Raw genomic sequence first — 24,337 nt, 5'->3', positions numbered from 1 at the left:
GCCGGCTGGCCGCCGATGACGCTGCCGCGACATTAATGAGCCAGGGGAAACAGCGTCAATTCGCCAGAGGCGGATCTGTGCGTTTATCGAACAGCTTAAGCAAACAGCTGGGCGCTCAGATCGCGGCTGGCGCTCAGCAGGCCGGGCAAGAAGCGCTGTTCCAACTCGGCGCGGCTGACCCGGCCGGCGTGGGTGCTGACGTTCAATGCCGCCAGCACCTGGCCCGAGGCGTCGTACACCGGCACCGCGATGGAGCGCAGCCCCTGCTCCAGCTCCTGGTCGACGATGCACCAGCCTTGCTGACGCACTTGCTGCAGGCATTCCAGCAGGGCTTCCGGTGTATGCAGGGTGCGGCTGGTCTTGGCCTGCAGGTCAGCGTGCTCCAGGTATTCGTGCAGCGAAGAGTCGTCCAGGGCCGCCAGCAGGATGCGCCCCATGGACGTGCAATAGGCCGGCAAGCGCCCGCCGACCGACAGGTCCACGGAAATCAGGCGCTGGGTGGTGGCGGAACGGGCGATGTAGAGAATGTCGTCGCCTTCCAGAGTGGCCATGTTGCAGGCTTCGTGGAGCTGCTCGCTCATGCGGTCCAGATAGGGTTGCGCGGAAACCGCCAGGGGCGTCGACGACAGGTAGGCATGGCCCAGGGTCAGCACCTTGGGCAGCAGCGAATAGGTACGCCCGTCAGTTGTGGCGTAGCCCAGCTTGATCAGGGTGTGCAGGCAACGACGCACCGCGGCCCGGGGAATTTCCGTGCGGTGGCTGATCTGGGCGATGGTCAGGTGGCGCTTGCGCTCCTGGAAGGCCTGCACCACGGCCAGACCGCGGGCCAGAGAAGTCATGAAATCCGGGTCGCCGGTCAACGCCTGAATCCTCTTCGCCGCCGAAGCCACGATCGGTGGCGCCACCGAGGTAAAGGAGTTACGCATCTGATCGTTCATTTCAGGTTCCCCGCGACAAAATTCGGCCGTATTACAAGCCGTATTGGAGAGACAGCACAAGCTACCAGCGGCAACATTGGGCGATTATCGAACCGACGACCGATAATCGCAATCTGCGGCGCCTGAGGACACCTCCCTCCCTCGCACTCTTTTATTGCAAAAACTCATAGTAATAATCGCCAGCCGAAGCTTGCTCTAGGCGATGTTTTTCCATTCGCCACTTGTATAAAGAGCAGCGACGCCCCATCTAGAATTCCATTGGTGGAGTACGAAAACAGGAAGCATCGGGTAGGAAGTGTTTCGAACTTTCGTGTCACCAAATGCTCACAATGAAGTTGGCTATTTTAAACTTGTCGCCCATAGAGTTATTCTTCGTCGCGGCTATACTGCACCAGCGAGGAACACGGAGTGAGTCCCGCTCCCCCTCGCCCAGGTGACACCGGGCTGTAATCGATCACCTGCCGCAAGCGCTTGACCTCAAACCAGTTTCGGCCAATCCGCTTGCAACCAGCACTACTGTTGCTACGACAGTTGTCTTCATCCGGTGACGTGGCCGCATGCAACAAAAGGCACGCTAGAACGGATCAGGAATCAGCAGCCCCAGAGGCTCGATTCGGATTCTTATAGTCGCCCACAGGCAATGCGTTGCACCGGAATGGACCTTTACTCAATTAGGTAACACTGTGACGAAAGACGAACTGCGCGCGGAACTTGAGCGCCAGGAACAACGTTACAAGGAAGTTTACGGCGGCGAGATCACCCGCTATGCCGCCCAGCCTGAACCGGAACGCAAACCCTGGCGCAAACGTGCAACTATTCGCGACCAGGCTTTCATGCAAGAACTGCAAAAGATGGAAAAAGAGCTCAAGGCCGAACAGCCATAATGTTGGCGGCCTGACTTTCATAGGGCTTGCTCGCTGGTCCGCACGATGATCTCGGCGGCCTGGCAGACTATTGATGCTCGCTACCCCGGGCCCTTCGCCATCTTTGTCCCATCCGGACGAGAATTGGCACCCGGCAGGCCCTTTCGCTGAAATTTAATACGATCGTTTTAACCTTTGCTTCACGCCGGTCGAACCCGCGCTCATCGCGCCCAAACCCAATAAACTCAATGGGTTGCCGGGCTCGACGAGAATCGACAAAAACTCTGCTCTGGGTCAGTTTTTTCGTTGAAGAATGTTACCGGTGAGCACCTTGTGCATTGATTACCAGGGTTTTCTGGCATAATCGCGCCCCCTTATGACCGGGTCAGAAAACCTTCATGATCGATTTATTCAGCGGACTGGATGCTTGGGTGCTTGTGAGCCTCTTGCTCGCCCTGGCTTTTGTCCTCGCCTACGAGTTCATCAACGGCTTTCATGACACCGCTAATGCGGTTGCCACTGTTATCTACACCAAAGCCATGCCGCCGCACCTGGCCGTATTCTTTTCCGGTGTATTCAATTTTCTCGGTGTGCTGCTAGGCGGGGTCGGCGTGGCCTATGCCATCGTCCACCTGCTGCCGGTGGAACTGCTGATCAATGTCAACACTGGCCACGGTCTGGCCATGGTCTTCTCGCTGCTGGCGGCGGCCATCGCCTGGAACCTGGGCACCTGGTATTTCGGCATCCCGGCCTCCAGCTCCCACACCCTGATCGGCTCGATCCTCGGTGTCGGCCTGGCCAATGCCCTGCTCAACGACATCCCTCTGGGGGACGGCGTGAACTGGCAGAAAGCGATCGATATCGGCGCTTCCCTGGTGTTCTCGCCGATGGCCGGCTTCCTGATTGCCGCGCTGGTGCTGATCGGCCTGAAATGGTGGCGGCCGATCTCCAAGATGCACAAGACCCCGGAACAGCGGCGCAAGATCGATGACAAGAAGCACCCACCGTTCTGGAACCGTCTGGTCCTGGTGATCTCGGCCATGGCCGTGAGCTTCGTCCACGGTTCCAACGACGGTCAGAAGGGTATTGGCCTGATCATGCTGGTGCTGATCGGTATCGTCCCCGCGCAATTCGTGCTGGACCTCAACAGCACCACCTACCAGATCGAGCGGACCCGCGACGCGACCCTGCACCTGAGCCAGTTCTATGAGCGCAACCACGACTCCCTGGGCGAATTCCTGGCCCTGGGCAAGAGCGTGAAAGACGACCTGCCGGGCAAGTTCCGCTGCAATCCGCAACAAACCGAGCCGACCATCAGCGCCCTGCTGAGCAGCCTCAATGGTGTCGCCGATTACCACTCGCTGTCGCCGGAGAGCCGCATCGAAGTGCGTCGCTACCTGCTGTGCCTGGACGATACGGCGAAGAAGGTGGGCAAACTGCCGGACCTGGCAGCCCGTGAAAAGGCCGACCTGGACAAGCTGCGCAAGGACCTGACCGCCACCACCGAGTACGCGCCGTTCTGGGTGATCCTGGCGGTGGCCCTGGCACTGGGCCTGGGCACCATGATTGGCTGGAAGCGCGTGGTGCTGACCATTGGCGAGAAGATCGGCAAACAGGGCATGACCTACGCTCAGGGCATGTCGGCACAGATCACCGCCGCGGGCCTGATCGGCCTGGCGAATATCTTCAGCCTGCCGGTGTCCACCACCCACGTGCTCTCCTCCGGCGTTGCCGGGACCATGGTCGCCAACAAGAGCGGCCTGCAAGGCGGCACGGTGAAGACCATCCTGCTGGCCTGGGTGCTGACTCTGCCGGCCACGGTGGCCCTGTCGGCCGGCCTGTTCTGGGCGGCGTCGAAGGTCCTGGGCAGCTGATCCACCGGTCCGAGAATAAAAAAGGTGCGTCCCCGGGGACGCACCTTTTTTTATGCCTCACGCTTTTCTGCAGGCAAAAAAAAGGGCAACCGAAGTTGCCCAAAATGCCTTGCGTGCTCGTTGCTCTGGAGAGACTTAAGGTTTTTTACGCTTATTCGCGTCTTTCCAGATGAAGAATCCAAACCCTGCGAAAAACAGAACCATGAGGCCGACAGTCAGCACTCCGGCGATCACCACATTGTCGAAAAACATGACTGGCCTCCTGCTCTTGCCCTGTTGCGATGGGGCTAAGTTAACCAAAGAGGCGGCGGGGAAAATTGACCGGGGTCAATGTCGCCCATGAGTGGGCGCGAGGAAGGGGGAATAACTGACTTGTATCAACAAAAAAGCGCCCTGTTCAGCGCTTTTTCGGTTTGTTTTTCGGTTTTTTCTTGGCTTTGCCCAACGGCATGGCCTGTTCGAATGCCTGGCGCACTTCGTTCAGGCGCTTTTCATTGAGGTCATGCACGCGCTTGGCGCGCTCGGCAGTCAGGTCGATCAGTTTGTCGTCTTGATTCATGGCTTGGCTTGCATCACTCGAAGTCAATATCGTCCGCGCGGTCTGGAACCCGCGGCGGCCCTGGCGAATGTGCCAATAATGCGACGCGGCGCCGCACCTGACCAGTGATCAGACCCACGCGAATGCAAGAAAGTCGCTGCCGGAAGGTTTTTTTATCCGCACAATGGCCGCCCCCACCCACAGGAAAGCGGATGTGCAAACGCCCCAGCACCTGCCCCCCCTACTGGCCCTGCGCGCCTTCGAGGCCGTGGCCCGCCACCTGAGTTTCAGCAACGCGGCCCGAGAGCTGTGTGTCAGCCAGAGCGCGATCAGCCATCAAGTGCACAAGCTCGAACAGCACCTGGGCCAGCCACTGTTTGTGCGGCGTACCCGCGCCATCGACCTGACCGCCGCAGGCGCCAGCTATTACCGGCAGATCCAGCCAGCCCTGGAGCAGATCGCCGCCGCCACCCGGGCACTGCTGCCCGCAGAACCGCCGCGGGTGCTGCGCGTTGGCCTGCTGGCGTCCTTCGCCACCTTGTGGCTTGCCCCGCGCCTGGTGGATTTCAGCCGCCGTTACCCACAGATCCAGCTGGAACTGCAGCCGGCAATCGACCTGGCGGATGTGGCCGGGGCCGAGGTCGACCTGGCCATTCGCTACGGCAAGGGCAACTGGCCCAAGGTCGAGGCCAGGCGCTTTCTCGCCGAACAGCTGTCGCCAGTGTGCAGCCCTGAGTTCAAGGCCCGCGCCCTGGCCAATGGCACCTTGCTGATGGCCCGTTCCCACCGGCCCTTTGAATGGGACGACTGGAGCAGGCAGAACAGGATCGACCTCGGCTCCCACCCCAGCGTCATGCTCCATGACTACAACATCGTGGTGGAAGCGGCAGTGGCCGGCCAAGGCATCGCCATGGGCCGCCGCCAGTTGATCCGGCGCCACCTCGCCCAAGGCAGCCTGGTGGATGCCTTCGACCTGCCCTCCCTGCACAGCCCTCACATCGGCTACTGGCTGGTGACCGCCGAAGGCGCAGCCAATCCGTCGGCCGAGTGTTTTGCGCACTGGTTGTTAGAGCAGGGGTTGTTAGAGCAGGAGTTGATGGAGCAAGGGTTGAGGGAGCAGGGTCACGACACATGAGAAATACAGATACGTCGGATTAGATCTATCCGTTTGTCGCCCCGGGAGCGAACACCGATGCTGCAAGCCTTTCATTCGAGGACTTGCCATGAGCGACTCTCTGCAACAACGAGTGCAACAACTGGGTCTTGAACTGCCGCTTCCTGGCCAGCCGATCGCCAACTACGTCAACCATGTCCGCAGCCAGAACCTGCTGTTCATCTCCGGGCAGACGCCGTCGGCCGAGGAGCATCCGCAGTTGCTTGGCCGGCTCGGTGACCACCTCAGCGTCGAGCAAGGCGCCCAGGCCGCCGAGCTGGCAGCCCTGGCCCTGCTGGCGCAGCTGGCGGCCGCCCTGGGTGACGACCTGTCACGGCTGCAGCGCATCAGTCGGCTGGGGGTGTTCATCGCCGCCAGCGCCGACTTCAAACAGCATGGCCAGGTCGCCAACGGGGCCTCCAACCTGCTGGTCAATGCCTTGGGCGAGAAGGGCCGGCATGCCCGCACCTCAGTCGGCGTCGCCAGCCTGCCCGCCGGTGTCGCGGTGGAGGTCGACGGGATTTTCGAGCTCAAGCCGTGAAGCCCCTGGGCCTGGAGCAGATCTCCCGGTTGCGGGCCGCCACGCCAGGGTGTGCCCGGGTCTGCCATTTCAATCATGCCGGGGCTTCATTGCCCAGCCAGGGCACCCTGGACGCCATGCTGGACCAACTGCAGCGTGAAGCGCACAGCGGACCGATGGAAGCCGCCCGCCATGGCGCGCAGTGGCAGGAACAAGCGCGACAAGCCGCGGCCCGTCTGCTCAATACCAACCCGCAAGCGATTGCCTTTGCCAGCAGTGGCTCGGCGGCCTGGGGCATGGCTTTCCACGCCCTGCCCGCCTGGCAACCGGGAGACCGGATCCTCGTAGGGCGCCAGGAATGGGCCGGCAACCTGGCCTGCATGGCCCCGGCCATAGCGGCTGGCGCGCAGCTGGAGGTGATTCCCTGCGACAGCCAGGGCGCGGTTTCAGTCCAGGCGCTGCAATCCATGCTCGACACCCGGGTGCGGTTGATCGCCCTGACCTGGCTGCCGGCCAACGGCGGGCTGATCAACCCGGCAGCCGCCATCGGCCAGTTGGCGCGCCAATGGCGCATCCCCTATTTCATCGACGCCGCCCAGGCTGTGGGCCAGTTGCCGTGTGACGTGCAGGCGCTGGGCTGCGATGTGCTCAAGGCCGCCGGGCGCAAATATCTGCGCGGCCCTCGGGGCACAGCCTTGCTCTATGTACGGCCGGGCTTCCTTGAACAGCTCAACCCGCTGCCACGGGACGTCTTGTCGGCCCCCTGGGACGGCCAGGACTTCGCCCTGCGCAACGATGCCCGACGCTTTGAAACCAGTGAAGTGTCGATGGTGCTGCTGGCCGGTCTGGCCAATGCCCTGCAGGAGCTGGAGCACATCGGCATTGATGCCATCGCCCAGAGGATCCAGATGCTGAGCGACAGCGTACGCAGTGGGCTGGAGCGTTTGCCCGGCGTGCAACTCCGGGATCTGGGCCGCCCGGGGCAGCAATCGGCCTTGATCGCCTTCACCCTCGAAGGCTGGGACGGACTGTCGCTGAAGGAGGAACTGGCGCGCCGCGACATCAACATTGGCGCCAATGGCATTCACTACACACCGCTGGACATGCAGGCCCGGGGCCTAAGTGACATAGCCCGGATCGCAGTGAGTTATTTCAATACAGAAGAGGAAATCGAGTGCCTGTTGCAGGCCCTCGCGGAACTGGCGCAAGCCCATCGGCCCTAGACTTCGACATCCACCCACAGGCCCTGGCGCGGGGCGTCTTCAATCAGCGGCACCACCGGCACGGTGTTGTCGGCGTTCAACTCGTCCCCGGGCACGGCCAGGTGCTGCTCGGGATCATCATCGGCCTCACGCTTGCGCCGCTGTTTTTCCTGCTGGCGCTGCTGCTCTTCACGCAATAGCAGGGCCGACTGCTCGGCATCGCGCTTTTGCAGGTCGATGGTGCTTTCGTTGGAGCTTTCCTGCACCGGCACCACAGGTGGAATGTCCGGTCGCTGGCGGACCGGATCCTGCTGGGCGGTGATGGGCACGGCACTCAAGGGGAGCATCGGTGGCAACATATTATGGTTCTCCTGTCGGCAGGCTGTCGGCTGCGGCATGGGCGACTTGAGCCATCGGTCGCAAAAGTGTGACCCAGTCGTCAGCCGATAGTGCCCCGCCACCCGACGAATGCACGCCTTACGCTACCTTTTAATCCAGGGGTTTTTGTCAGAGTTCTTTGGACTGGAAGCGTCGTTCCGTTAAGATAGTCGGCTTTTTCAAAGCGGGAGTCAGGCAGCATGGCGCAGCAGTATCAACCGGGGCAACGCTGGATTAGTGACAGCGAAGCCGAGCTGGGTTTAGGCACCGTTCTGGCACAGGACGGTCGCTTGCTGACCGTGCTCTATCCGGCCACTGGCGACACCCGCCAGTATGCGCTACGGAATGCGCCCCTCACCCGTGTGAGGTTCTCTCCGGGTGACAGCATCACCCACTTCGAAGGCTGGAAAATGACCGTTCAGGAAGTCGACGATGTCGATGGCCTGCTGGTCTACCACGGCCTCAACGGGCAGAACGAAGCCGTCACCCTGCCGGAAACCCAGCTCTCGAACTTCATCCAGTTCCGTCTGGCCAGCGACCGTCTGTTCGCCGGGCAGATCGACCCGCTGGCCTGGTTCTCCCTGCGCTACCACACCCTGGAACACACCAGCCGCCAGCTGCAATCCTCGCTCTGGGGCCTGGGTGGCGTGCGCGCCCAACCCATCGCCCACCAGTTGCACATTGCCCGTGAAGTGGCCGACCGCATCGCGCCGCGGGTCCTGCTGGCGGACGAAGTGGGCCTGGGCAAGACCATCGAAGCCGGCCTGGTGATCCATCGCCAGTTGCTCTCGGGCCGTGCCAGCCGGGTGTTGATCCTGGTTCCGGAAAACCTCCAGCACCAGTGGCTGGTGGAAATGCGCCGACGCTTCAACCTGCAAGTGGCGCTGTTCGATGAAGAGCGCTTTATCGAAAGCGATGCCAGCAACCCGTTCGAAGACACCCAGCTGGCCCTGGTGGCCCTGGAGTGGCTGGTGGACGACGAGAAGGCCCAGGACGCGCTGTTCGCCGCTGGCTGGGACCTGATGGTGGTGGACGAGGCCCACCACCTGGTGTGGCACGAAGACCAGGTCAGCCCGGAATACGCCCTGGTGGAACAGTTGGCCGAAACCATCCCCGGCGTGCTGCTGCTGACCGCAACCCCGGAACAACTGGGCCAGGACAGCCACTTCGCCCGTTTACGCCTGCTGGACCCGAACCGCTTCCACGACCTCGCGGCCTTCCGTGCCGAGAGCGAAAACTACCGTCCAGTGGCCGAAGCCGTGCAGGAACTGCTGGACAAGGGCCGCCTGTCCGCCGAAGCGCACCAGACCATCCATGGTTTCCTCGGCAACGAAGGCGAAGCCCTGCTGGCCGCGGTCAACGACGGCGACAGCGAAGCCAGCGCGCGCCTGGTGCGCGAACTGCTGGACCGCCACGGCACCGGCCGCGTGCTATTCCGCAATACCCGCGCCGCGGTGCAGGGGTTCCCGGAGCGCAAGCTGCATGCCTACCCGCTGCCGTGCCCGGACGAATACCTGGAACTGCCCCTGGGCGAACACGCCGAGCTGTACCCGGAAGTCAGCTTCCAGGCGCAGCCCGAGGCCGGCGACGAAGAACAGCGCTGGTGGAAATTCGACCCACGGGTCGAGTGGCTGATCGACCAGCTGAAAATGCTCAAGCGCACCAAGGTCCTGGTGATCTGCGCCCACGCCGAAACCGCCATGGACCTGGAAGACGCCCTGCGCGTGCGTTCCGGCATCCCGGCCACGGTGTTCCATGAGGGCATGAACATCCTCGAACGCGACCGCGCCGCCGCCTACTTCGCTGACGAAGAGTTCGGCGCCCAGGTACTGATCTGCTCGGAAATCGGCAGTGAAGGCCGCAACTTCCAGTTCGCCCACCACCTGGTGCTGTTCGATCTGCCGTCGCACCCGGACCTGCTGGAGCAGCGCATCGGCCGTCTGGACCGGATCGGCCAGAAACACGTGATCGAACTGCACGTGCCGTACCTGGAAACCAGCCCGCAAGAGCGTCTGTTCCAGTGGTACAACGAAGCCCTGAACGCCTTCCTCAATACCTGCCCGACCGGCAACGCCCTGCAGCATCAGTTCGGCCCGCGCCTGCTGCCGCTGCTGGAGAATGCCGATGATGGCGAGTGGCAAGCCCTGATCGACGAAGCCCGCGGCGAACGCGAGCGCCTGGAAGCCGAACTGCACACCGGCCGCGACCGCCTGCTGGAACTCAACTCCGGCGGCGCCGGTGAAGGCGAGGCGCTGGTGGAGGCGATCCTCGAACAAGACGACCAGTTCGCCCTGCCGATCTACATGGAAACCCTGTTCGACGCCTTCGGCATCGACAGCGAAGACCACTCGGAAAACGCCCTGATCCTCAAGCCCAGCGAGAAGATGCTCGACGCCAGCTTCCCCCTGGGCGACGACGAAGGCGTGACCATCACCTACGACCGCAACCAGGCGCTGTCCCGCGAGGACATGCAGTTCATCACCTGGGAACACCCGATGGTGCAAGGCGGCATGGACCTGGTGCTATCCGGCTCCATGGGCAACACCGCCGTGGCGCTGATCAAGAACAAGGCGCTGAAACCCGGCACCGTGCTGCTTGAGCTGCTGTACGTCAGTGAAGTGGTGGCTCCACGCTCGTTGCAACTGGGCCGCTACCTGCCGCCGGCCGCCCTGCGCTGCCTGCTGGATGCCAACGGCAACGACCTGTCGCCACGGGTGGCTTTCGAAACCCTCAACGACCAGCTGGAAAGCGTGCCCAAGGCCAGCGCCAACAAGTTCATCCAGGCCCAGCGCGACCAACTGGCGCCGAAGATCAACGCAGGTGAAGCCAAGGTCGCGCCACGCCACGCCGAGCGTGTGGCTGAAGCGAAACGTCGCCTGGCCGCCGATACCGACGAGGAGCTGGCGCGCCTGACGGCCTTGCAAGCGGTCAACCCGACGGTACGTGACAGCGAGCTGGTCGCCCTGCGCAAGCAACGGGAACAGGGCCTGGCGATGCTGGATAAAGCCGCCCTGCGCCTGGAAGCGATCCGGGTGCTGGTGGCGGGCTGATTGCCTGGCTCCATCCGCTCAACAAAAAGCCCGCATCATGCGGGCTTTTTGTTGCCTACCACCTGTAGGAGCGGGCTTGCCCGCGAAAGCGCCCTCGCAGCAACGCCCCCAACCTCGAACTCTTTCGTCCCCTTCGCCGGCAAGCCGGCTCCTACGGAGGGCGCGGCGCGCAGGCTCAGACCACCAGCGCACGCGCAGCAGGCGCGGCCAGCGCCAAATCGTCCTTCATGCGCTGGGAGTCGCCGACAAAGCAACGGGCGGCCTGAAACAGAAACACCAGGGTCAGGAACAGCGCCACCGGAATCAGGTACATGGCGTCGTGCAGGCCGATGGCCTTGAACTCCTCGGTCATCAGTTGCGCGCCTGCGTCATACATCGCCGAGTGGGCGAAATGGTCCGATAGCGCACCGACCACCACCGGTCCCAGGCCGCCGCCCAGCAAGTACAGGCCGGCGAAGAACAGGGCCATGGCGGTGGCCCGCAAGCGCGGCTCGACCACATCCTGCAGGGCGGTGTAGACGCAGGTGTAGAAGTTGTAGGCAAACAGCCAGCCGACACTGAAGACCGCGACAAACACCCCGATCTCGACGCGCCCGGCATGCAGCGCCCAGGCGGTGGCCAGGGTCGAGATGATCAGGCTGCAGGCGGCGAACAGCAGGCGCCCGTTGGCAACCCGCTGATGGATCTTGTCGGCGCACCAGCCGCCCAGGGTCAGCCCCACCAGCCCGGTGACACCGACGATCAGCCCGGTGGCCATCGCCGCCTCCTGCAGGGGCATGAGGAAGTAACGCTGGAGCATCGGCACCAGGAACGAGTTGCAGGCGTAGGTGGCGAAGTTGAAGGTCAGCCCGGCCAGGGTCAGCCAGAGAAAGGTCGGGATCGCCAGCACCCGGCGGATCGGTCGGTCGATAGGTACTTGCGCCACCTTCACCGTTTCCGCGGCGCCGCGCTTGGGCTCCTTGATGAAGAACATGAACACCGCCAGCACCAGCCCCGGCACCGCGGCAATGAAGAATGGCGCCCGCCAGCTGTCGAAGGCCTTGACCATGGCCCCGATGGTGAAGAACGCCAGCACCAGCCCCAGGGGCAGGCCGAGCATGAAGATCCCCATGGCCCGGGCCCGACGATGGGCCGGAAACAGGTCGCCAATCAGCGAGTTGGCCGCCGGCGCATAGCTGGCTTCGCCGATGCCGACCCCCATGCGCACCAGCAGGAAGCTCCAGAAACTGCCGACCATGCCGTTAACTGCGGTGAGTCCGCTCCACACCGCCAGCCCCCAGCCCATCAGTTTGCTGCGCGAGCCGGTGTCGGCCAGGCGCCCCAGGGGCAGGCCGGCGATGGCGTAGACGAGGGTGAAGGCGGTGCCGATGATCCCCAGCTGAAAGTCGCTCAGGTGCCATTCCATGCGGATCGGCTCGATGATGATGGCGGGGATGGTGCGATCGAAGAAGTTGAACAGGTTTGCCAAAAACAACAGGAACAAAATGCGCCAGGCATTTGCCGCTTGAGTCGAGTTATCCATGGGTCGATCTCTTTATTGTTATTCGGCCAGACGCAAGCGAGCCTGGAAGCTGCAATCTAGTCAGGCCCGCTGCAGCTGTCTGTGATTATTCGCCAGCCTGATATCGACTCATCGCAGCCAGGCGCCCGGGGCGGGCCTCAAGGCACCGATCCGGGCATCGGCCAATCCGCCACAGCCCCCGCCACCCGGGCGCTTGCCAGTCTTTTCAAGGACTTGGCCGAGGTTGAAAAAATACCTCGCGCCCCCCCTTCCCATGGCCGATGGGAAGCCTAGAATAGCCGCCTGCCTACCCCCTTTACCCTCCCCCTTTCCCTTTGAATACGCCTATGTCCGAAGCCAGTCCGTGTCTGAATTGCGGTGCCTGCTGTTCATACTTTCGTGTGTCTTTTTTCTGGGGCGAATGCGCCTCATCCGGTGGTACGGTCCCCGACGATCTGGTGCAGAGCATCAATCCCACTCGGGTGGCCATGCTCGGCACCGACTGCAAGTCGCCGCGCTGCATCGCCCTTGAAGGCGAAGTCGGCGAGCGCGTGAGCTGCACAATTTATCAACAGCGTTCCAGCCCGTGCCGGGAGTTCGAGGCTTCCTGGGCCGACGGCCAGCACAACAGCGATTGCGACGCCGCCCGCGCGGCCTTCGGCCTCGCGCCCCTGGACCCCATCGATCACGAGCCCTGGTTCGAGAAAAGCGCTTAGCGCCATTGGCGATAGCGCTCATAAGCAAATCATTGGCAGCAAAATGCCACCCCCGATTGCAGCCACCGGGTGCCTTCTATACTCCAAGCACTCGTTGGCGCGCGGCTCCGCCGACCTCCTATGACTCAGAGATGGGCATTCTATGGACTGGCTGGGTGTGCATTTCATCAGCGAGCTTCCAGACAGTGGGCAGGTGGTTCTGCACTGCACTCATAACCCGGTTCTGGTGCTGCTGGCCTACCTGGTGGCCTGCGCCGCCAGCTTCGCGACCCTGGACATGGCCGAACGCGTCAGCCACGTCGAGCAACCGACCAGTCAACGCCTGTGGCGCTGGGTCGGCGCCTGCTGCCTGGCCGGCGGTATCTGGACCATGCACTTCATCGGCATGCTGGCGTTCGAAGCGCCTCTGACGATTCACTACGACCTGTCACCGACCCTGCTTTCCCTGCTCATCGCGTTGATTGCCGCCTGGCTGGCGATGAACACCCTGAGCCACCAGCAATTGCCATTGTGGCGCTGCGCCATTGCCGCGATATGGATCGGCCTGGGCATCAGCGGCATGCACTACGTCGGCGTCTCGGCCATGCGCTCCAGCGCCAGCCTGTATTACCAGCCGCTGCTCATGGGCCTGTCGCTGCTGCTGGCGATCGCTTGCAGCCTGGCGGCGCTGCTGCTGTCCCGGCACCTGCGCGAAGGCAGCGGGATGTTCCATCAACTGCTCAAGTACGCCAGCAGCCTGTTGCTGGGCGGCGGCATCGTGCTGATGCACTTCACCGGCATGTGGTCCATGACCCTGGTCCTGCCCGCCGGCAGTCCGGCCGTCCCGGCGATTCCCAACGAGCACCTGCAACTGGGCCTGACCCTCAGCGTGATCATCCTGCTGATCATCGGCAGCGGCATCAGCGCGGCCCTGGCGGACAAGAAACTGCAGCACAAGGAACGCGACCTGCGCCGGGTCAATGCCTTGCTCTCGCAACTGGACCAGGCCCGGATGTCCCTGCAGCAGGTGGCCCACTACGACGCCCTGACCAACCTGATCAACCGCCGCGGCTTCAACCAGCTGTTTGCGGAAAAACTCATGGAGAAGACCCGCTACGGCGGCATGCTGGCGGTGATGTTCCTCGACATCGATCATTTCAAGCGCATCAACGACAGCCTGGGCCACGACGCCGGCGACGAGTTGCTCAAGGTCATCGCCGGGCATATCAAGAGTTCCACCCGCAGCCATGAAGACGTGGTGGCCCGCCTCGGCGGCGACGAGTTCTGCATTCTCCTCACTCTCCACGAGCGCGATGAGGCGCGGCACATGGCCCAACGCATCATGCACAGGATGAAGGAGCCGATCGAGCTTGGCGGCCGGCGCATGGTGATGACCACCAGTATCGGTATCAGCGTCTTCCCCGATGACGGCAAGACGTGCGAGGAACTGCTGAAAAACGCCGACCTGGCGCTGTATGAGTCCAAGGACTCCGGGCGCAATAACCTGCATTTCTTCAACACCAGCCTCAAGACCCGGGCCAGCCTGGAGCTGCAACTGGAGGAGGAGCTGCGCAATGCCCTGCGCGACGATCAAGGGCTGCTGCTGCACTACCAGCCGATCTACGACCTCAAGCACGCCAGGGTTACCAAGCTCGAAGCCCTGATCCGCTGGCAACACCCGCAACACGGTCTGCTGAGCCCGGATCGCTTCATCAACATCGCCGAAGCCAACGGCATGATCGCCGAACTGGACAACTGGGTACTGCGCAAGGCCTGCCAGGACCTGAGCTTCCTCTCGCAACAGGGGCGCGACGAACTGAAGATCGCGGTCAACTGCTCGGCCCTGAACCTGACGCGCGAGGCCTTGGCCACGGAAATCCAAAGCGCCCTGCGCGACGCCCGGGTGGCGCCGCAGCGCCTGGAACTGGAGGTCACGGAAAATGCCCTGATGGGCAACATCGCCAGCACCCTGGCGCTGCTCCAGCAGATCCGCGAGCTGGGGGTGTCGCTGTCGATCGACGACTTCGGCACGGGCTATTCGTCCCTGGCCTACCTCAAGCGCCTGCCGCTGAACACGCTGAAGATCGACCGCTCGTTCATTCAGGACATCCCCCATTCAACCCAGGACATGGAGATCGTTCAGGCGATCATCGTCATGGCCCACACCCTGCACCTGCAGGTGGTCACCGAGGGGGTCGAGACGCTGGAGCAACAGCGCTTCCTGGAACGCTACGGCTGCGACTACCTGCAGGGCTACCTGCTCAGCCGCCCGGTGCCGCTGCAGGACCTGCACCGGGTGCTGGATGAACTGGACCAGCGCCAGGACCGGCTCAATCCAGTGCTGTCGAATCCCGGTACAGGCGGACCAGGGTCGCCGGATCCTGCTCCAGGTGGCCCTGTGCTCCATGCAGGCGCATCAACTGTGCAGCTAATCCGCTGATCGGAGTCGCCGAACCCTGTTCCCGAGACAACTTCACCGCGCCATCCAGGTCCTTGAGCAGGGTCCGCACATGCCACTTCACCGGCTCGAAACGGCTCTCGGCCATTTGCGGAGCGAGAATCTGCAAGGGTTTCGAATCGGCAAAGCCACCGGCCAGGGCCTCGGCGATGCGCTTGGCATCCACCCCCGAACGCTCGGCCAGGGCCACCACTTCGGCAATCACCAAGGCGTTGCAGGCGACGATCATCTGGTTGCAGGCCTTGGTCACCTGACCGGCTCCCACCGCGCCCATGTGCGTGACCCGCTGCCCCAATGCCAGCAACACCGGGCGCACCCGCTCGACATCCGCTGATGCGCCACCAACCATGATCGCCAGACTACCGGCCTCGGCGCCTTGCGTGCCGCCGGAGACCGGCGCATCGACCCAGGCCATGCCTCTGCTGCGGGCCAGTTCGGCGGCCATTTCCCGAGTCGCCGTGGGCTCCAGGCTGGACAGGTCCAGCAGCAGCTGCCCGGCCCGCGCGCCCTGGGCGATACCTTCCGGGCCAAACACCACGTCGCGCACCACCTCGGTGTTGGCCAGGCACAACAGCACCAGGTCCGCCTGTTCGCAGAGCTGCGCCGGTGTGGCTACTTGTCGCGCCCCGGCGGCCACCAGGGGCGCGCACTTTTCCGGGTTGCGGTTCCATACCGCCAGCGGATAGCCCGCCGCCAGCAGCCGACGGCACATCGGCAAGCCCATCAGGCCGATTCCGGCAAACCCGAGCGAAGGTAACGCTGACATCATATTGCCCCCATTTGATTAAAGATCACCGAATACTGGCCGATTCATCATGATTCAGGAAAGGATTCCCCCGAGCGCCGCTCAGTAAATACCCTGACGCCTTGGGCAAAATTCGCGCTCCACACAGCGACGAGGTCCCATTCCGTGATGGTTCGCTGACACCTCGTCCCCGAGCCAACCAGACCAGGCATATGGCGCACAATGACTTCTAAAAACAACCCTGCCAACGCAGTCTCCGAGATGACGCTGACCTCCCCCACATCAAGCCCCTCAGATACGAAGCCATTGTCCAGTTCACGCCCCCTGTCGACCCAGCAGTACCTGTACTTCACCGAAACCAACACCGACCGCATCCTCGACAACCTCGACGGCCTGCGCGATTCCGTGTTCCCGCGCCCAGCGCACCTGGAAGACGAGCAGGAAAACCGCCGCGACCAGGAGTTTCCGTCGGTGTGCCTGATCGGCCTGGGCCGCTGCGGCTCCAACATCGCCCTGGATGTCGCGGAGCTGGTGTACAACGCCCGCAAGTTCTACCTCAACGAATTCAACAACGAAGACAAGACCTACGAAGGCGGCTACAGCCCCGCGCAGTGGATTCGCCAGAACCTGCGCCTGGGCCAGAGCAAGGCCAGCAAGCCGGTGTTCCTGGTGGAACCGCTGGTGATGCTCGGCGACCTGGACAAGGACATCGCCGGGCGCATCCGCTTCTCGCGCAAGGGCGAAAAGAGCGGCTTCATCCGCGACTACAGCAAGATGAAGATCATGGACCTCTCGGAAGTCCACGCCGGTGGCGCCGGTAACGCGCCGATCCTCGGCCAGTACCTGGCCAAGATCATCCTCAACAAGGACACCCAGCGCTTCTCCAGCCCCGACTGGAAAATGATCCACTCGTACCTGATCGACTCCTGCGGGATCAAGGCCAACCAGTCGCGCCTGTACTTCTCGATCTTCAGTGCCGGCGGCGGTACCGGTTCGGGCATGGCCTCGGAGTTCGGCCTGGCCCAGCAGTACTCGTACATGAACAAGACGTTCGACACCAAGCCGATGGACGAGCACGACAGCAAGAGCGGGCACTCCTTCGTCTTCGAGCCGATCTTCACCAGCGGCATCTGCGTGCTACCGAACATTTCGGACCACCGCAGCGAAATGTCCGAGGCGCTGCACATCAACGCCGGCCGCCTGCTGTGCAAATACCTTTCGGAAGAGTGGGACTTCTCCTACAACTTCGACAACGAAGACAGCAGCGAAGCCAGTGTGATGGGGCGGATCCGCCCATGGAACGCGATGATGCTGATCTCCAACGACATCATGCGTTACGCCGAAGAAAGCGATGACGGCAACATCCAGAACATCGACGTCAACGCCATGGAGAAGCACGCCAACCAGTACATCTCCCAGCAGATCTTCAACATCCTCACCGCCCAGGCGGTGACCACCGACTACGACCAGAACTACTTCCGGCGCGCCGGTATCGACATCGGCGAAACCATCCGCCTGGACGCCAACGACCTGTTCATGAGCCTGGCCGGCCCGGTGGCGATCGCCTACGCCGAATCCGTGGTGCCGGAGCAGCCGGTGCCCACCGGCGACAAGTTCAAGGTGTTCGAGAAAGAGCCGCAGCGCCTGAACATCGACGACCTGTTCTTCCGCTCCATCGACCTGCCGCACTTCAACAAGGTGACCCAGGCCATCGAGGGCATCAGCCTGCTGCCGATCGAGTCCAAGCGCTATCGCGCGGCCCTGGAGCAGTACAAGGCTTCGGGTTATGACGCAGCGGCGCTGCACGACCTGCACTTCTTCAAGAACTGCTCGTCGGTGGTGTCGATCGTCTCCCTGCCCAAGGACTACAAGCTCTCGTACATGGACCTGAACCGGCTCAAGACCCACCTCAACAGCCTGTTCCCCAACACCACCCTCAAGCGCTATGCACTGGTGATCGGCGCCTCGGCCAACCTGTCGCTGACCACCCTGATCGCCAAGAGCCCGTGCCTGTCGGACGATTTCCTGACCCTGATCGTGGCCTTTATCAAGCGTTGCTTTGCGCGCAATCCGTACCGCTTCGACGACACCCTGGACAACTCGGTGCTGGATTTCATCGTCAGCGAACAATTCGACGAAGACCGCATCGACGACCTGCTCAACGAATTCGAGAACCCGGCGAAGATCCTCGACACCAACTGGTACGCGATCAAGCCGATGTACGAGAAGAAATACCGCGAGCTGATCAACGACAAGGACAAGTTCGTCTCGATCAACGACATCCGCCTGTCCCGGGATTGCGTGAAGAAGGCCATCAAGTACCTGCGCGAGATCTACCGTCACCGCATCGGCAAGACCCGGGTCATCTCCCTCAACAGCCACACGGGCAAGACGGCGTATTAAGAAGGGCTTCGCCAGCAAGCCGGCTCCTACAGGGCGTAGGAGCCAGCTTGCTGGCAAATGGCTTTTTTGCTTACAGCACGAAACAATTAAGCAGCTCGTCGGACCGACTTGAAACTGTGCCCCTTCCGTGAACGTCACCCTGGCTGAAACCCTTGTGGGGCCTTTCTCTACGGCAAGATGCCATCACCGGATTCACAGTTACTCGGCTACACACTTTTGTCCTACAAAACAGCGCACTTGATCGGTGCACGCCTTCAGCGCGACGCCCTTTCCTGGGTCAGAATCCACGGCGAAACCACTACCGCCCAGAGCTGCGGATCGCGTTCCAACAGATCGGACGCCCGCGTCGCAGACAGCTTTTCAACCTTCCCTTCGGCCAACCAGGCCGCGACTTTTTCTGCCTGATTCTCGGCCACGGCCTGGGCTGCCTCGATCAGATCCAGGTCGGCCTCGACCCACAATAGGGCACCCTTGGCGAAGAACGGCTCCAGTTCCTTCCAGCTGATAGATGCGGTCTCACCAAGCAGCTTGGCATAGAGGGTGCTAGGTTCTTGAGTCATGGGACTGTCCAGAAATGAAATCGGCGCAATCATAACGTCGGTGCTCTGGCAGAAAAACCCAGAAGCAAATGCGTCACCGATCGAGAAGCTCAGAAGCGCCAGGGACTGACGCCAAACCGGGCGCAAGCCACGCCGCAAATCTGTCTTTTTCTTTCAATTAAGCGACACTCCGCGTTTTTGCCCCCAGCCGCCAGCTTTTCAAGCGAACAACCGGCGCTCTACACTGTACCGGTACAGTTGCCAGGGGCATTTCCGACGGGTATTCGCGAAATATCTGATTCGGTTCTGCGACCCAAGGCCGCCGGAACTATAAAAATTACAACAGTAAGAGTGGAGCACTATGAATAAGGCTACTAAGCAGATTTCCAAACTGTTTGCCGCTATGGTCCTGGCCGGTGTTGCCAGCCATTCGTTCGCAGCTGACACCATCAAGATCGGTATCGCCGGCCCCAAGACCGGCCCGGTAGCCCAATACGGCGACATGCAGTTCAGTGGCGCCAAAATGGCCATCGAACAGATCAACGCCAAGGGCGGCGTCAACGGCAAGAAGCTCGAAGCCGTTGAATACGATGACGCCTGCGACCCTAAACAAGCCGTGGCGGTGGCCAACAAAGTGGTCAACGATGGCGTCAAGTTCGTGGTCGGCCACCTCTGCTCCAGCTCCACTCAACCCGCTTCCGACATCTACGAAGATGAAGGCGTGGTGATGATCACCCCCGCCGCCACCAGCCCGGACATCACCGCTCGTGGTTACAAGATGGTGTTCCGCACCATCGGCCTGGACAGCGCCCAGGGCCCGGCCGCCGGCAACTACATCGCCGACCACGTGAAGCCGAAGATCGTCGCCGTGCTCCACGACAAACAGCAATACGGTGAAGGCATCGCCACCGCCGTGAAGCAGACCCTGGAGAAGAAAGGCACCAAGGTTGCCGTGTTCGAAGGCATCAACGCCGGCGACAAGGACTTCTCTTCGCTGATCGCCAAGCTCAAGCAAGCCAACGTCGACTTCGTCTACTACGGCGGCTACCACCCGGAGCTGGGCCTGATCCTGCGTCAATCCCAGGAAAAGGGCCTGAAGGCCAAGTTCATGGGTCCGGAAGGCGTGGGTAACGACTCCATTTCGCAGATCGCCAAGGACGCCTCCGAAGGCCTGCTGGTAACCCTGCCGAAATCCTTCGACCAGGACCCGGCCAACGTCGCCCTGGCTGACGCGTTCAAGGCCAAGAAAGAAGACCCGAGCGGTCCTTTCGTATTCCCTTCCTACTCCGCCGTTGAAGTGATCGCTGGTGCCATTACCAACGCCAAGAGCGAAGACGCGGGCAAGGTGGCTGAAGCCATCCACGCCGGCACCTTCAAGACCCCCACCGGCGACCTGAGCTTCGATGCCAAGGGCGACTTGAAAGACTTCAAATTCGTGGTCTACGAGTGGCACTTCGGCAAACCTAAAACCGAAGTTTCTCCTCAGTAAGGCGCGGCCTGACTGACTGCCAATAAAGCCCACGGCTCGCCGTGGGCTTTGTTTTACGAATGTATGGGCCTGTATTCCGTGATCCGGAATCCCGCCCACCTGAAAATCTCAAAACCGTCATCAGCGGTTCGCTGGCAAAACCCAGCCCGAAGTGGGTGCAGATCCACGGGGCCTGGGCGGGAAAATGACTCCACCAGTGAAATGCGTATCAGGTTTTTAGGAGCGTTGTAATGCCTGACATCTATCACTTTTTCCAACAGCTGGTTAACGGTCTGACCGTTGGCAGCACGTATGCCCTGATCGCCATCGGCTACACGATGGTCTACGGCATCATTGGAATGATCAACTTCGCCCACGGCGAGGTATACATGATCGGCTCCTACGTGGCGTTCATCGCCATCGCCGGGCTGGCCATGATGGGACTCGACAGTGTCCCGCTGTTGATGACCGCAGCCTTCATCGCGAGCATCGTGGTAACCAGTGCCTACGGCTACAGCATCGAACGGATCGCCTACCGCCCATTGCGTGGCAGTAACCGCCTGATCCCGCTGATATCGGCCATCGGCATGTCGATCTTCCTGCAGAACACCGTTCTGCTGGCGCAGGACTCCAAGGACAAATCCATTCCCAACCTGATCCCGGGCAACTTCTCCATCGGGCCAGGTGGCGCACACGAAGTGCTGATTTCCTACATGCAGATCGTGGTATTCGTGGTGACCCTCATCGCCATGCTCGGCCTGACGCTGTTCATCTCCCGCTCTCGCCTGGGACGCGCCTGCCGCGCCTGTGCCGAGGACATCAAGATGGCCAACCTCCTGGGGATCAATACCAACAACATCATCGCCCTGACCTTCGTGATCGGCGCCGCACTGGCGGCCATCGCCGCCGTGCTGCTGAGCATGCAATACGGTGTGATCAACCCCAACGCCGGTTTCCTGGTGGGCCTGAAGGCCTTCACCGCAGCGGTCTTGGGCGGCATCGGCAGTATCCCGGGCGCGATGCTCGGCGGGCTGGTGCTGGGGGTGGCCGAAGCCTTTGGCGCCGACGTGTTCGGCGACCAGTACAAGGACGTCGTGGCGTTCGGCCTGTTGGTTCTGGTGCTGTTGTTCCGTCCGACCGGCATTCTGGGCCGTCCGGAGGTTGAGAAAGTATGACTAGGAATCTTAAATCGGCGCTGTTCAGCGCCCTGTTGGTCTGGGCCGTCGCCTACCCGGTGCTGGGCCTGAAACTGACCATCGTCGGCATCAACCTGGAAGTCCACGACACCAGCCCGGCCATTCTCGCCACCATCGCGCTGTGCTCGGTGCTGATGTTCCTGCGGGTGCTGTTCCACAGCCAGATCAGCGCCGCCTGGAAGTCCTCTCCCAGCATGCCGCTGATCCCGGCCAAGGCCAGCAACTTCCTGACCCTGCCCAGCACTCAGCGCTGGATCATCCTGGCGTTGATCCTTGGCGCCCTGATCTGGCCGTTCTTCGGCTCCCGCGGCGCGGTGGACATTGCCACCCTGATCCTGATCTACGTGATGCTGGGCCTGGGCCTGAACATCGTGGTGGGTCTGGCCGGCCTGCTGGACCTGGGCTACGTGGGCTTCTACGCCGTGGGCGCCTACAGCTACGCGCTGCTGTCGCACTATTTCGGCCTGAGCTTCTGGATCTGCCTGCCGATCGCCGGGATGATGGCGGCCACCTTCGGCTTCCTGCTGGGGTTCCCGGTGCTGCGCCTGCGCGGCGACTACCTGGCCATCGTGACCCTGGGCTTTGGCGAGATCATCCGTCTGCTGCTGCGCAACATGACCGATCTCACCGGCGGCCCGAACGGCATCAGCAACATCGAGAAGCCGACGTTCTTCGGCCTGACCTTCGAGCGCAAGGCGGCGGAAGGCCTGCAGACCTTCCACGAGTTCTTCGGCCTGGAATACAACTCGATCAACAAGGTGATCTTCCTCTACCTGGTGGCCCTGCTGCTGGCGCTGGGAGCGCTGTTCGTCATCAACCGCCTGCTGCGCATGCCGATTGGCCGCGCCTGGGAAGCCCTGCGTGAAGACGAGATCGCCTGCCGCGCCCTGGGCCTGAACCCCACCGTGATCAAGCTCTCGGCCTTTACCCTGGGCGCCGCGTTCGCCGGGTTTGCCGGCAGCTTCTTCGCCGCGCGCCAAGGCCTGGTGACCCCGGAATCCTTCACCTTCATCGAGTCGGCGATCATTCTCGCCATCGTCGTGCTCGGTGGCATGGGCTCGCAGTTGGGGGTGATCCTGGCGGCGATCGTGATGATCCTCTTGCCTGAACTGATGCGTGAATTCAGCGAATACCGGATGTTGATGTTCGGCGCCATGATGGTGCTGATGATGATCTGGCGTCCTCAAGGTCTGCTGCCCATGCAACGTCCTCACATGGAGCTGCGCAAATGAGCCGCGAGATCCTCAAAGTAACCGGCCTGTCGATGCGTTTCGGCGGCCTGCTGGCGGTCAATGGCGTGGCCCTGACCGTCAAGGAAAAACAAGTGGTGGCATTGATCGGCCCGAACGGCGCCGGCAAGACCACGGTGTTCAACTGCCTGACCGGTTTCTACCAGCCCAGCGCCGGCAGCATCCTTCTGGACGGCGAGCCGATCGAGGGCCTGCCGGGCCACAAGATCGCCCGCAAGGGCGTGGTGCGGACCTTCCAGAACGTGCGCCTGTTCAAGGACATGACCGCGGTCGAGAACCTGCTGATCGCCCAGCACCGGCACCTGAACACCAACTTCCTGGCCGGTCTGTTCAAGACCCCGGCGTTCCGCAAGAGCGAGCGCGAGGCCATGGAGTACGCAGGCTACTGGCTGGACAAGGTCAACCTGCGGGAGTTCGCCAACCGCCCCGCCGGGACCCTGGCCTACGGTCAACAACGGCGCCTGGAAATCGCCCGCTGCATGATGACCCGTCCACGGATCCTCATGCTCGACGAACCGGCCGCCGGCCTCAACCCCAAGGAAACCGAGGACCTCAAGGCGCTGATCAGCGTGCTGCGTGAGGAGCACAACGTCACCGTGCTGCTGATCGAGCACGACATGAAGCTGGTCATGAGCATTTCCGACCATATCGTCGTGATCAACCAGGGCACGCCCCTGGCCGACGGTACGCCGGAACAGATCCGCGACAATCCCGAAGTGATCAAAGCCTACCTGGGGGAAGCGTAAATGCTGCAGTTCGAAAACGTTTCCACCTTCTACGGCAAGATCCAGGCGTTGCACAGCGTCAACGTCGAGATCCGCCAGGGCGAAATCGTTACCCTGATCGGCGCCAACGGTGCTGGCAAGTCCACCCTGCTGATGACCCTCTGCGGCTCGCCGCAGGCCCACAGCGGCAGCATCCGTTACCTGGGTGAAGAGCTGGTGGGGCAAAGCTCGGCGCAGATCATGCGCAAGAGCATTGCCGTGGTTCCCGAAGGCCGCCGGGTATTCGCCCGCCTGACCGTGGAGGAAAACCTCGCCATGGGCGGCTTCTTCACCGACAAGGGCGACTACCAGGAACAGATGGACAAGGTCCTGGCGCTGTTCCCACGGCTCAAGGAGCGCTTCACCCAGCGCGGCGGCACCATGTCCGGCGGCGAGCAGCAGATGCTCGCCATCGGCCGGGCGCTGATGAGCAAGCCCAAGCTGTTGCTGCTGGACGAGCCATCCCTGGGCCTGGCGCCAATCATCATCCAGCAGATCTTCGACATCATCGAACAGTTGCGCCGCGACGGCGTGACGGTGTTCCTGGTGGAGCAGAACGCCAACCAGGCGCTGAAGATCGCCGACCGCGCCTACGTGCTGGAAAACGGCCGGGTGGTGATGCAAGGCACCGGCGAGGCGCTGCTGACCGATCCGAAGGTACGCGAAGCGTATCTGGGCGGCTAAGCACGCACCTCAATGAAAACGGCCCTTCGGGGCCGTTTTTTCATTCCGGAATAAAAAACTCCGCCCCGGGCTGTAACAAATCCCCAGGTGCCTTCTCTAGAGGGATAAGCAAGCAAAC

Annotated in this window: 21 protein-coding genes; 14 read left to right on the top strand and 7 right to left on the bottom strand. The window is 62.1% G+C overall.

The window, feature by feature from the left end:
• Positions 1-95 precede the first annotated feature (95 nt).
• Positions 96-938, bottom strand: a complete 843-nt coding sequence (pcaR, locus tag DNK59_RS21735; RefSeq protein ID WP_016962563.1) for a pca regulon transcriptional regulator PcaR — start codon at positions 936-938, stop codon at positions 96-98.
• A gap of 683 nt (positions 939-1,621) precedes the next feature.
• Here pcaR and DNK59_RS21730 point away from each other — a divergent pair.
• Both DNK59_RS21730 and DNK59_RS21725 read left to right on the top strand, forming a co-directional pair.
• Positions 1,622-1,822: a hypothetical protein gene (locus DNK59_RS21730; protein WP_092320235.1), complete on the top strand. Its 201-nt coding sequence runs from the start codon at positions 1,622-1,624 to the stop codon at positions 1,820-1,822.
• 377 nt (positions 1,823-2,199) lie between these two features.
• Positions 2,200-3,675, top strand: coding sequence for an inorganic phosphate transporter (locus DNK59_RS21725; protein ID WP_110724552.1), 1,476 nt, complete (start codon positions 2,200-2,202; stop codon positions 3,673-3,675).
• Positions 3,676-3,810: 135 nt separating this feature from the next.
• Here DNK59_RS21725 and ccoM read toward each other — a convergent pair whose 3' ends face one another.
• Together ccoM and DNK59_RS31950 are read right to left on the bottom strand one after the other, a co-directional pair.
• Positions 3,811-3,927, bottom strand: a complete 117-nt coding sequence (ccoM, locus tag DNK59_RS32280) for a cytochrome c oxidase subunit CcoM (protein ID WP_015634423.1) — start codon at positions 3,925-3,927, stop codon at positions 3,811-3,813.
• A gap of 145 nt (positions 3,928-4,072) precedes the next feature.
• The gene (locus DNK59_RS31950; protein ID WP_092320233.1) at positions 4,073-4,234 is read right to left on the bottom strand and encodes a hypothetical protein; all 162 of its coding nucleotides are present in this window, start codon (positions 4,232-4,234) and stop codon (positions 4,073-4,075) included.
• Positions 4,235-4,427: 193 nt separating this feature from the next.
• Between DNK59_RS31950 and DNK59_RS21720 the strand changes: the two genes are divergently transcribed.
• The 3 genes from DNK59_RS21720 (at position 4,428) to DNK59_RS21710 (ending at position 7,109) form a co-directional block, all read left to right on the top strand.
• Positions 4,428-5,348 (top strand): LysR substrate-binding domain-containing protein, encoded by a 921-nt coding sequence (locus DNK59_RS21720; protein ID WP_256596539.1) that lies wholly within the window; start codon positions 4,428-4,430, stop codon positions 5,346-5,348.
• 88 nt (positions 5,349-5,436) lie between these two features.
• Positions 5,437-5,907, top strand: coding sequence for a RidA family protein (locus DNK59_RS21715; protein ID WP_110724550.1), 471 nt, complete (start codon positions 5,437-5,439; stop codon positions 5,905-5,907).
• Positions 5,904-7,109 carry an aminotransferase class V-fold PLP-dependent enzyme gene (locus DNK59_RS21710; protein WP_371920312.1) on the top strand — a complete coding sequence of 402 codons (1,206 nt, stop codon included), beginning with the start codon at positions 5,904-5,906 and terminating at the stop codon, positions 7,107-7,109. The genes DNK59_RS21715 and DNK59_RS21710 overlap by 4 nt, the downstream gene beginning before the upstream one ends.
• On the opposite strand, the gene DNK59_RS21705 is transcribed toward DNK59_RS21710, so the two are convergent.
• Positions 7,106-7,447 (bottom strand): aspartate-semialdehyde dehydrogenase, encoded by a 342-nt coding sequence (locus tag DNK59_RS21705; RefSeq protein ID WP_092320230.1) that lies wholly within the window; start codon positions 7,445-7,447, stop codon positions 7,106-7,108. The genes DNK59_RS21710 and DNK59_RS21705 overlap by 4 nt on opposite strands.
• Positions 7,448-7,666: 219 nt before the next feature.
• Between DNK59_RS21705 and rapA the strand changes: the two genes are divergently transcribed.
• On the top strand, positions 7,667-10,516 hold the full coding sequence (gene rapA / locus DNK59_RS21700) for an RNA polymerase-associated protein RapA (protein ID WP_110724549.1): 2,850 nt from the start codon (positions 7,667-7,669) through the stop codon (positions 10,514-10,516).
• A gap of 175 nt (positions 10,517-10,691) precedes the next feature.
• Here rapA and DNK59_RS21695 read toward each other — a convergent pair whose 3' ends face one another.
• A complete protein-coding gene (locus DNK59_RS21695) occupies positions 10,692-12,038 on the bottom strand; it encodes an MFS transporter (RefSeq protein WP_110724548.1) in 1,347 nt (448 codons plus the stop codon).
• A 326-nt stretch (positions 12,039-12,364) separates the two neighbouring features.
• On the opposite strand from DNK59_RS21695, the gene DNK59_RS21690 reads away from it, so the two are divergent.
• Positions 12,365-12,733 carry a YkgJ family cysteine cluster protein gene (locus DNK59_RS21690; RefSeq protein WP_092320227.1) on the top strand — a complete coding sequence of 123 codons (369 nt, stop codon included), beginning with the start codon at positions 12,365-12,367 and terminating at the stop codon, positions 12,731-12,733.
• 142 nt (positions 12,734-12,875) lie between these two features.
• Positions 12,876-15,152, top strand: coding sequence for a bifunctional diguanylate cyclase/phosphodiesterase (locus DNK59_RS21685; protein WP_110724547.1), 2,277 nt, complete (start codon positions 12,876-12,878; stop codon positions 15,150-15,152).
• On the opposite strand, the gene DNK59_RS21680 is transcribed toward DNK59_RS21685, so the two are convergent.
• Entirely contained in the window at positions 15,043-15,939 is an 897-nt protein-coding gene (locus DNK59_RS21680; protein ID WP_110724546.1) for an NAD(P)-dependent oxidoreductase, read from the bottom strand. The two genes, DNK59_RS21685 and DNK59_RS21680, sit on opposite strands and share 110 nt — an antisense overlap.
• A 198-nt stretch (positions 15,940-16,137) precedes the next feature.
• Between DNK59_RS21680 and DNK59_RS21675 the strand changes: the two genes are divergently transcribed.
• On the top strand, positions 16,138-18,318 hold the full coding sequence (locus DNK59_RS21675) for a hypothetical protein (RefSeq protein WP_092320224.1): 2,181 nt from the start codon (positions 16,138-16,140) through the stop codon (positions 18,316-18,318).
• 254 nt (positions 18,319-18,572) lie between these two features.
• On the opposite strand, the gene DNK59_RS21670 is transcribed toward DNK59_RS21675, so the two are convergent.
• Positions 18,573-18,878 (bottom strand): DUF2288 domain-containing protein, encoded by a 306-nt coding sequence (locus tag DNK59_RS21670; RefSeq protein ID WP_110724579.1) that lies wholly within the window; start codon positions 18,876-18,878, stop codon positions 18,573-18,575.
• A gap of 340 nt (positions 18,879-19,218) precedes the next feature.
• Here DNK59_RS21670 and DNK59_RS21665 point away from each other — a divergent pair, with 340 nt between their 5' ends.
• From DNK59_RS21665 to DNK59_RS21645, 5 genes are all read left to right on the top strand, one after another.
• Positions 19,219-20,346, top strand: a complete 1,128-nt coding sequence (locus DNK59_RS21665; protein ID WP_110724545.1) for a branched-chain amino acid ABC transporter substrate-binding protein — start codon at positions 19,219-19,221, stop codon at positions 20,344-20,346.
• A gap of 230 nt (positions 20,347-20,576) precedes the next feature.
• On the top strand, positions 20,577-21,500 hold the full coding sequence (gene livH, locus DNK59_RS21660) for a high-affinity branched-chain amino acid ABC transporter permease LivH (protein ID WP_011059641.1): 924 nt from the start codon (positions 20,577-20,579) through the stop codon (positions 21,498-21,500).
• Positions 21,497-22,753 (top strand): high-affinity branched-chain amino acid ABC transporter permease LivM, encoded by a 1,257-nt coding sequence (locus DNK59_RS21655; protein WP_110724544.1) that lies wholly within the window; start codon positions 21,497-21,499, stop codon positions 22,751-22,753. Before livH ends, DNK59_RS21655 begins: the two co-directional genes overlap by 4 nt.
• A complete protein-coding gene (gene livG, locus DNK59_RS21650) occupies positions 22,750-23,517 on the top strand; it encodes a high-affinity branched-chain amino acid ABC transporter ATP-binding protein LivG (RefSeq protein ID WP_060837861.1) in 768 nt (255 codons plus the stop codon). Before DNK59_RS21655 ends, livG begins: the two co-directional genes overlap by 4 nt.
• Positions 23,518-24,219, top strand: coding sequence for an ABC transporter ATP-binding protein (locus DNK59_RS21645; RefSeq protein WP_092320220.1), 702 nt, complete (start codon positions 23,518-23,520; stop codon positions 24,217-24,219). It begins immediately after the preceding gene.
• Positions 24,220-24,337 lie beyond the last annotated feature (118 nt).

The sequence above is a fragment of the Pseudomonas sp. TKO26 genome (genome assembly GCF_003225665.1).
Lineage (GTDB): Bacteria > Pseudomonadota > Gammaproteobacteria > Pseudomonadales > Pseudomonadaceae > Aquipseudomonas > Aquipseudomonas saponiphila.
Note: the sequence above shows the minus strand (reverse complement) of the source record. Positions and strands in the feature narration are given on the sequence as shown.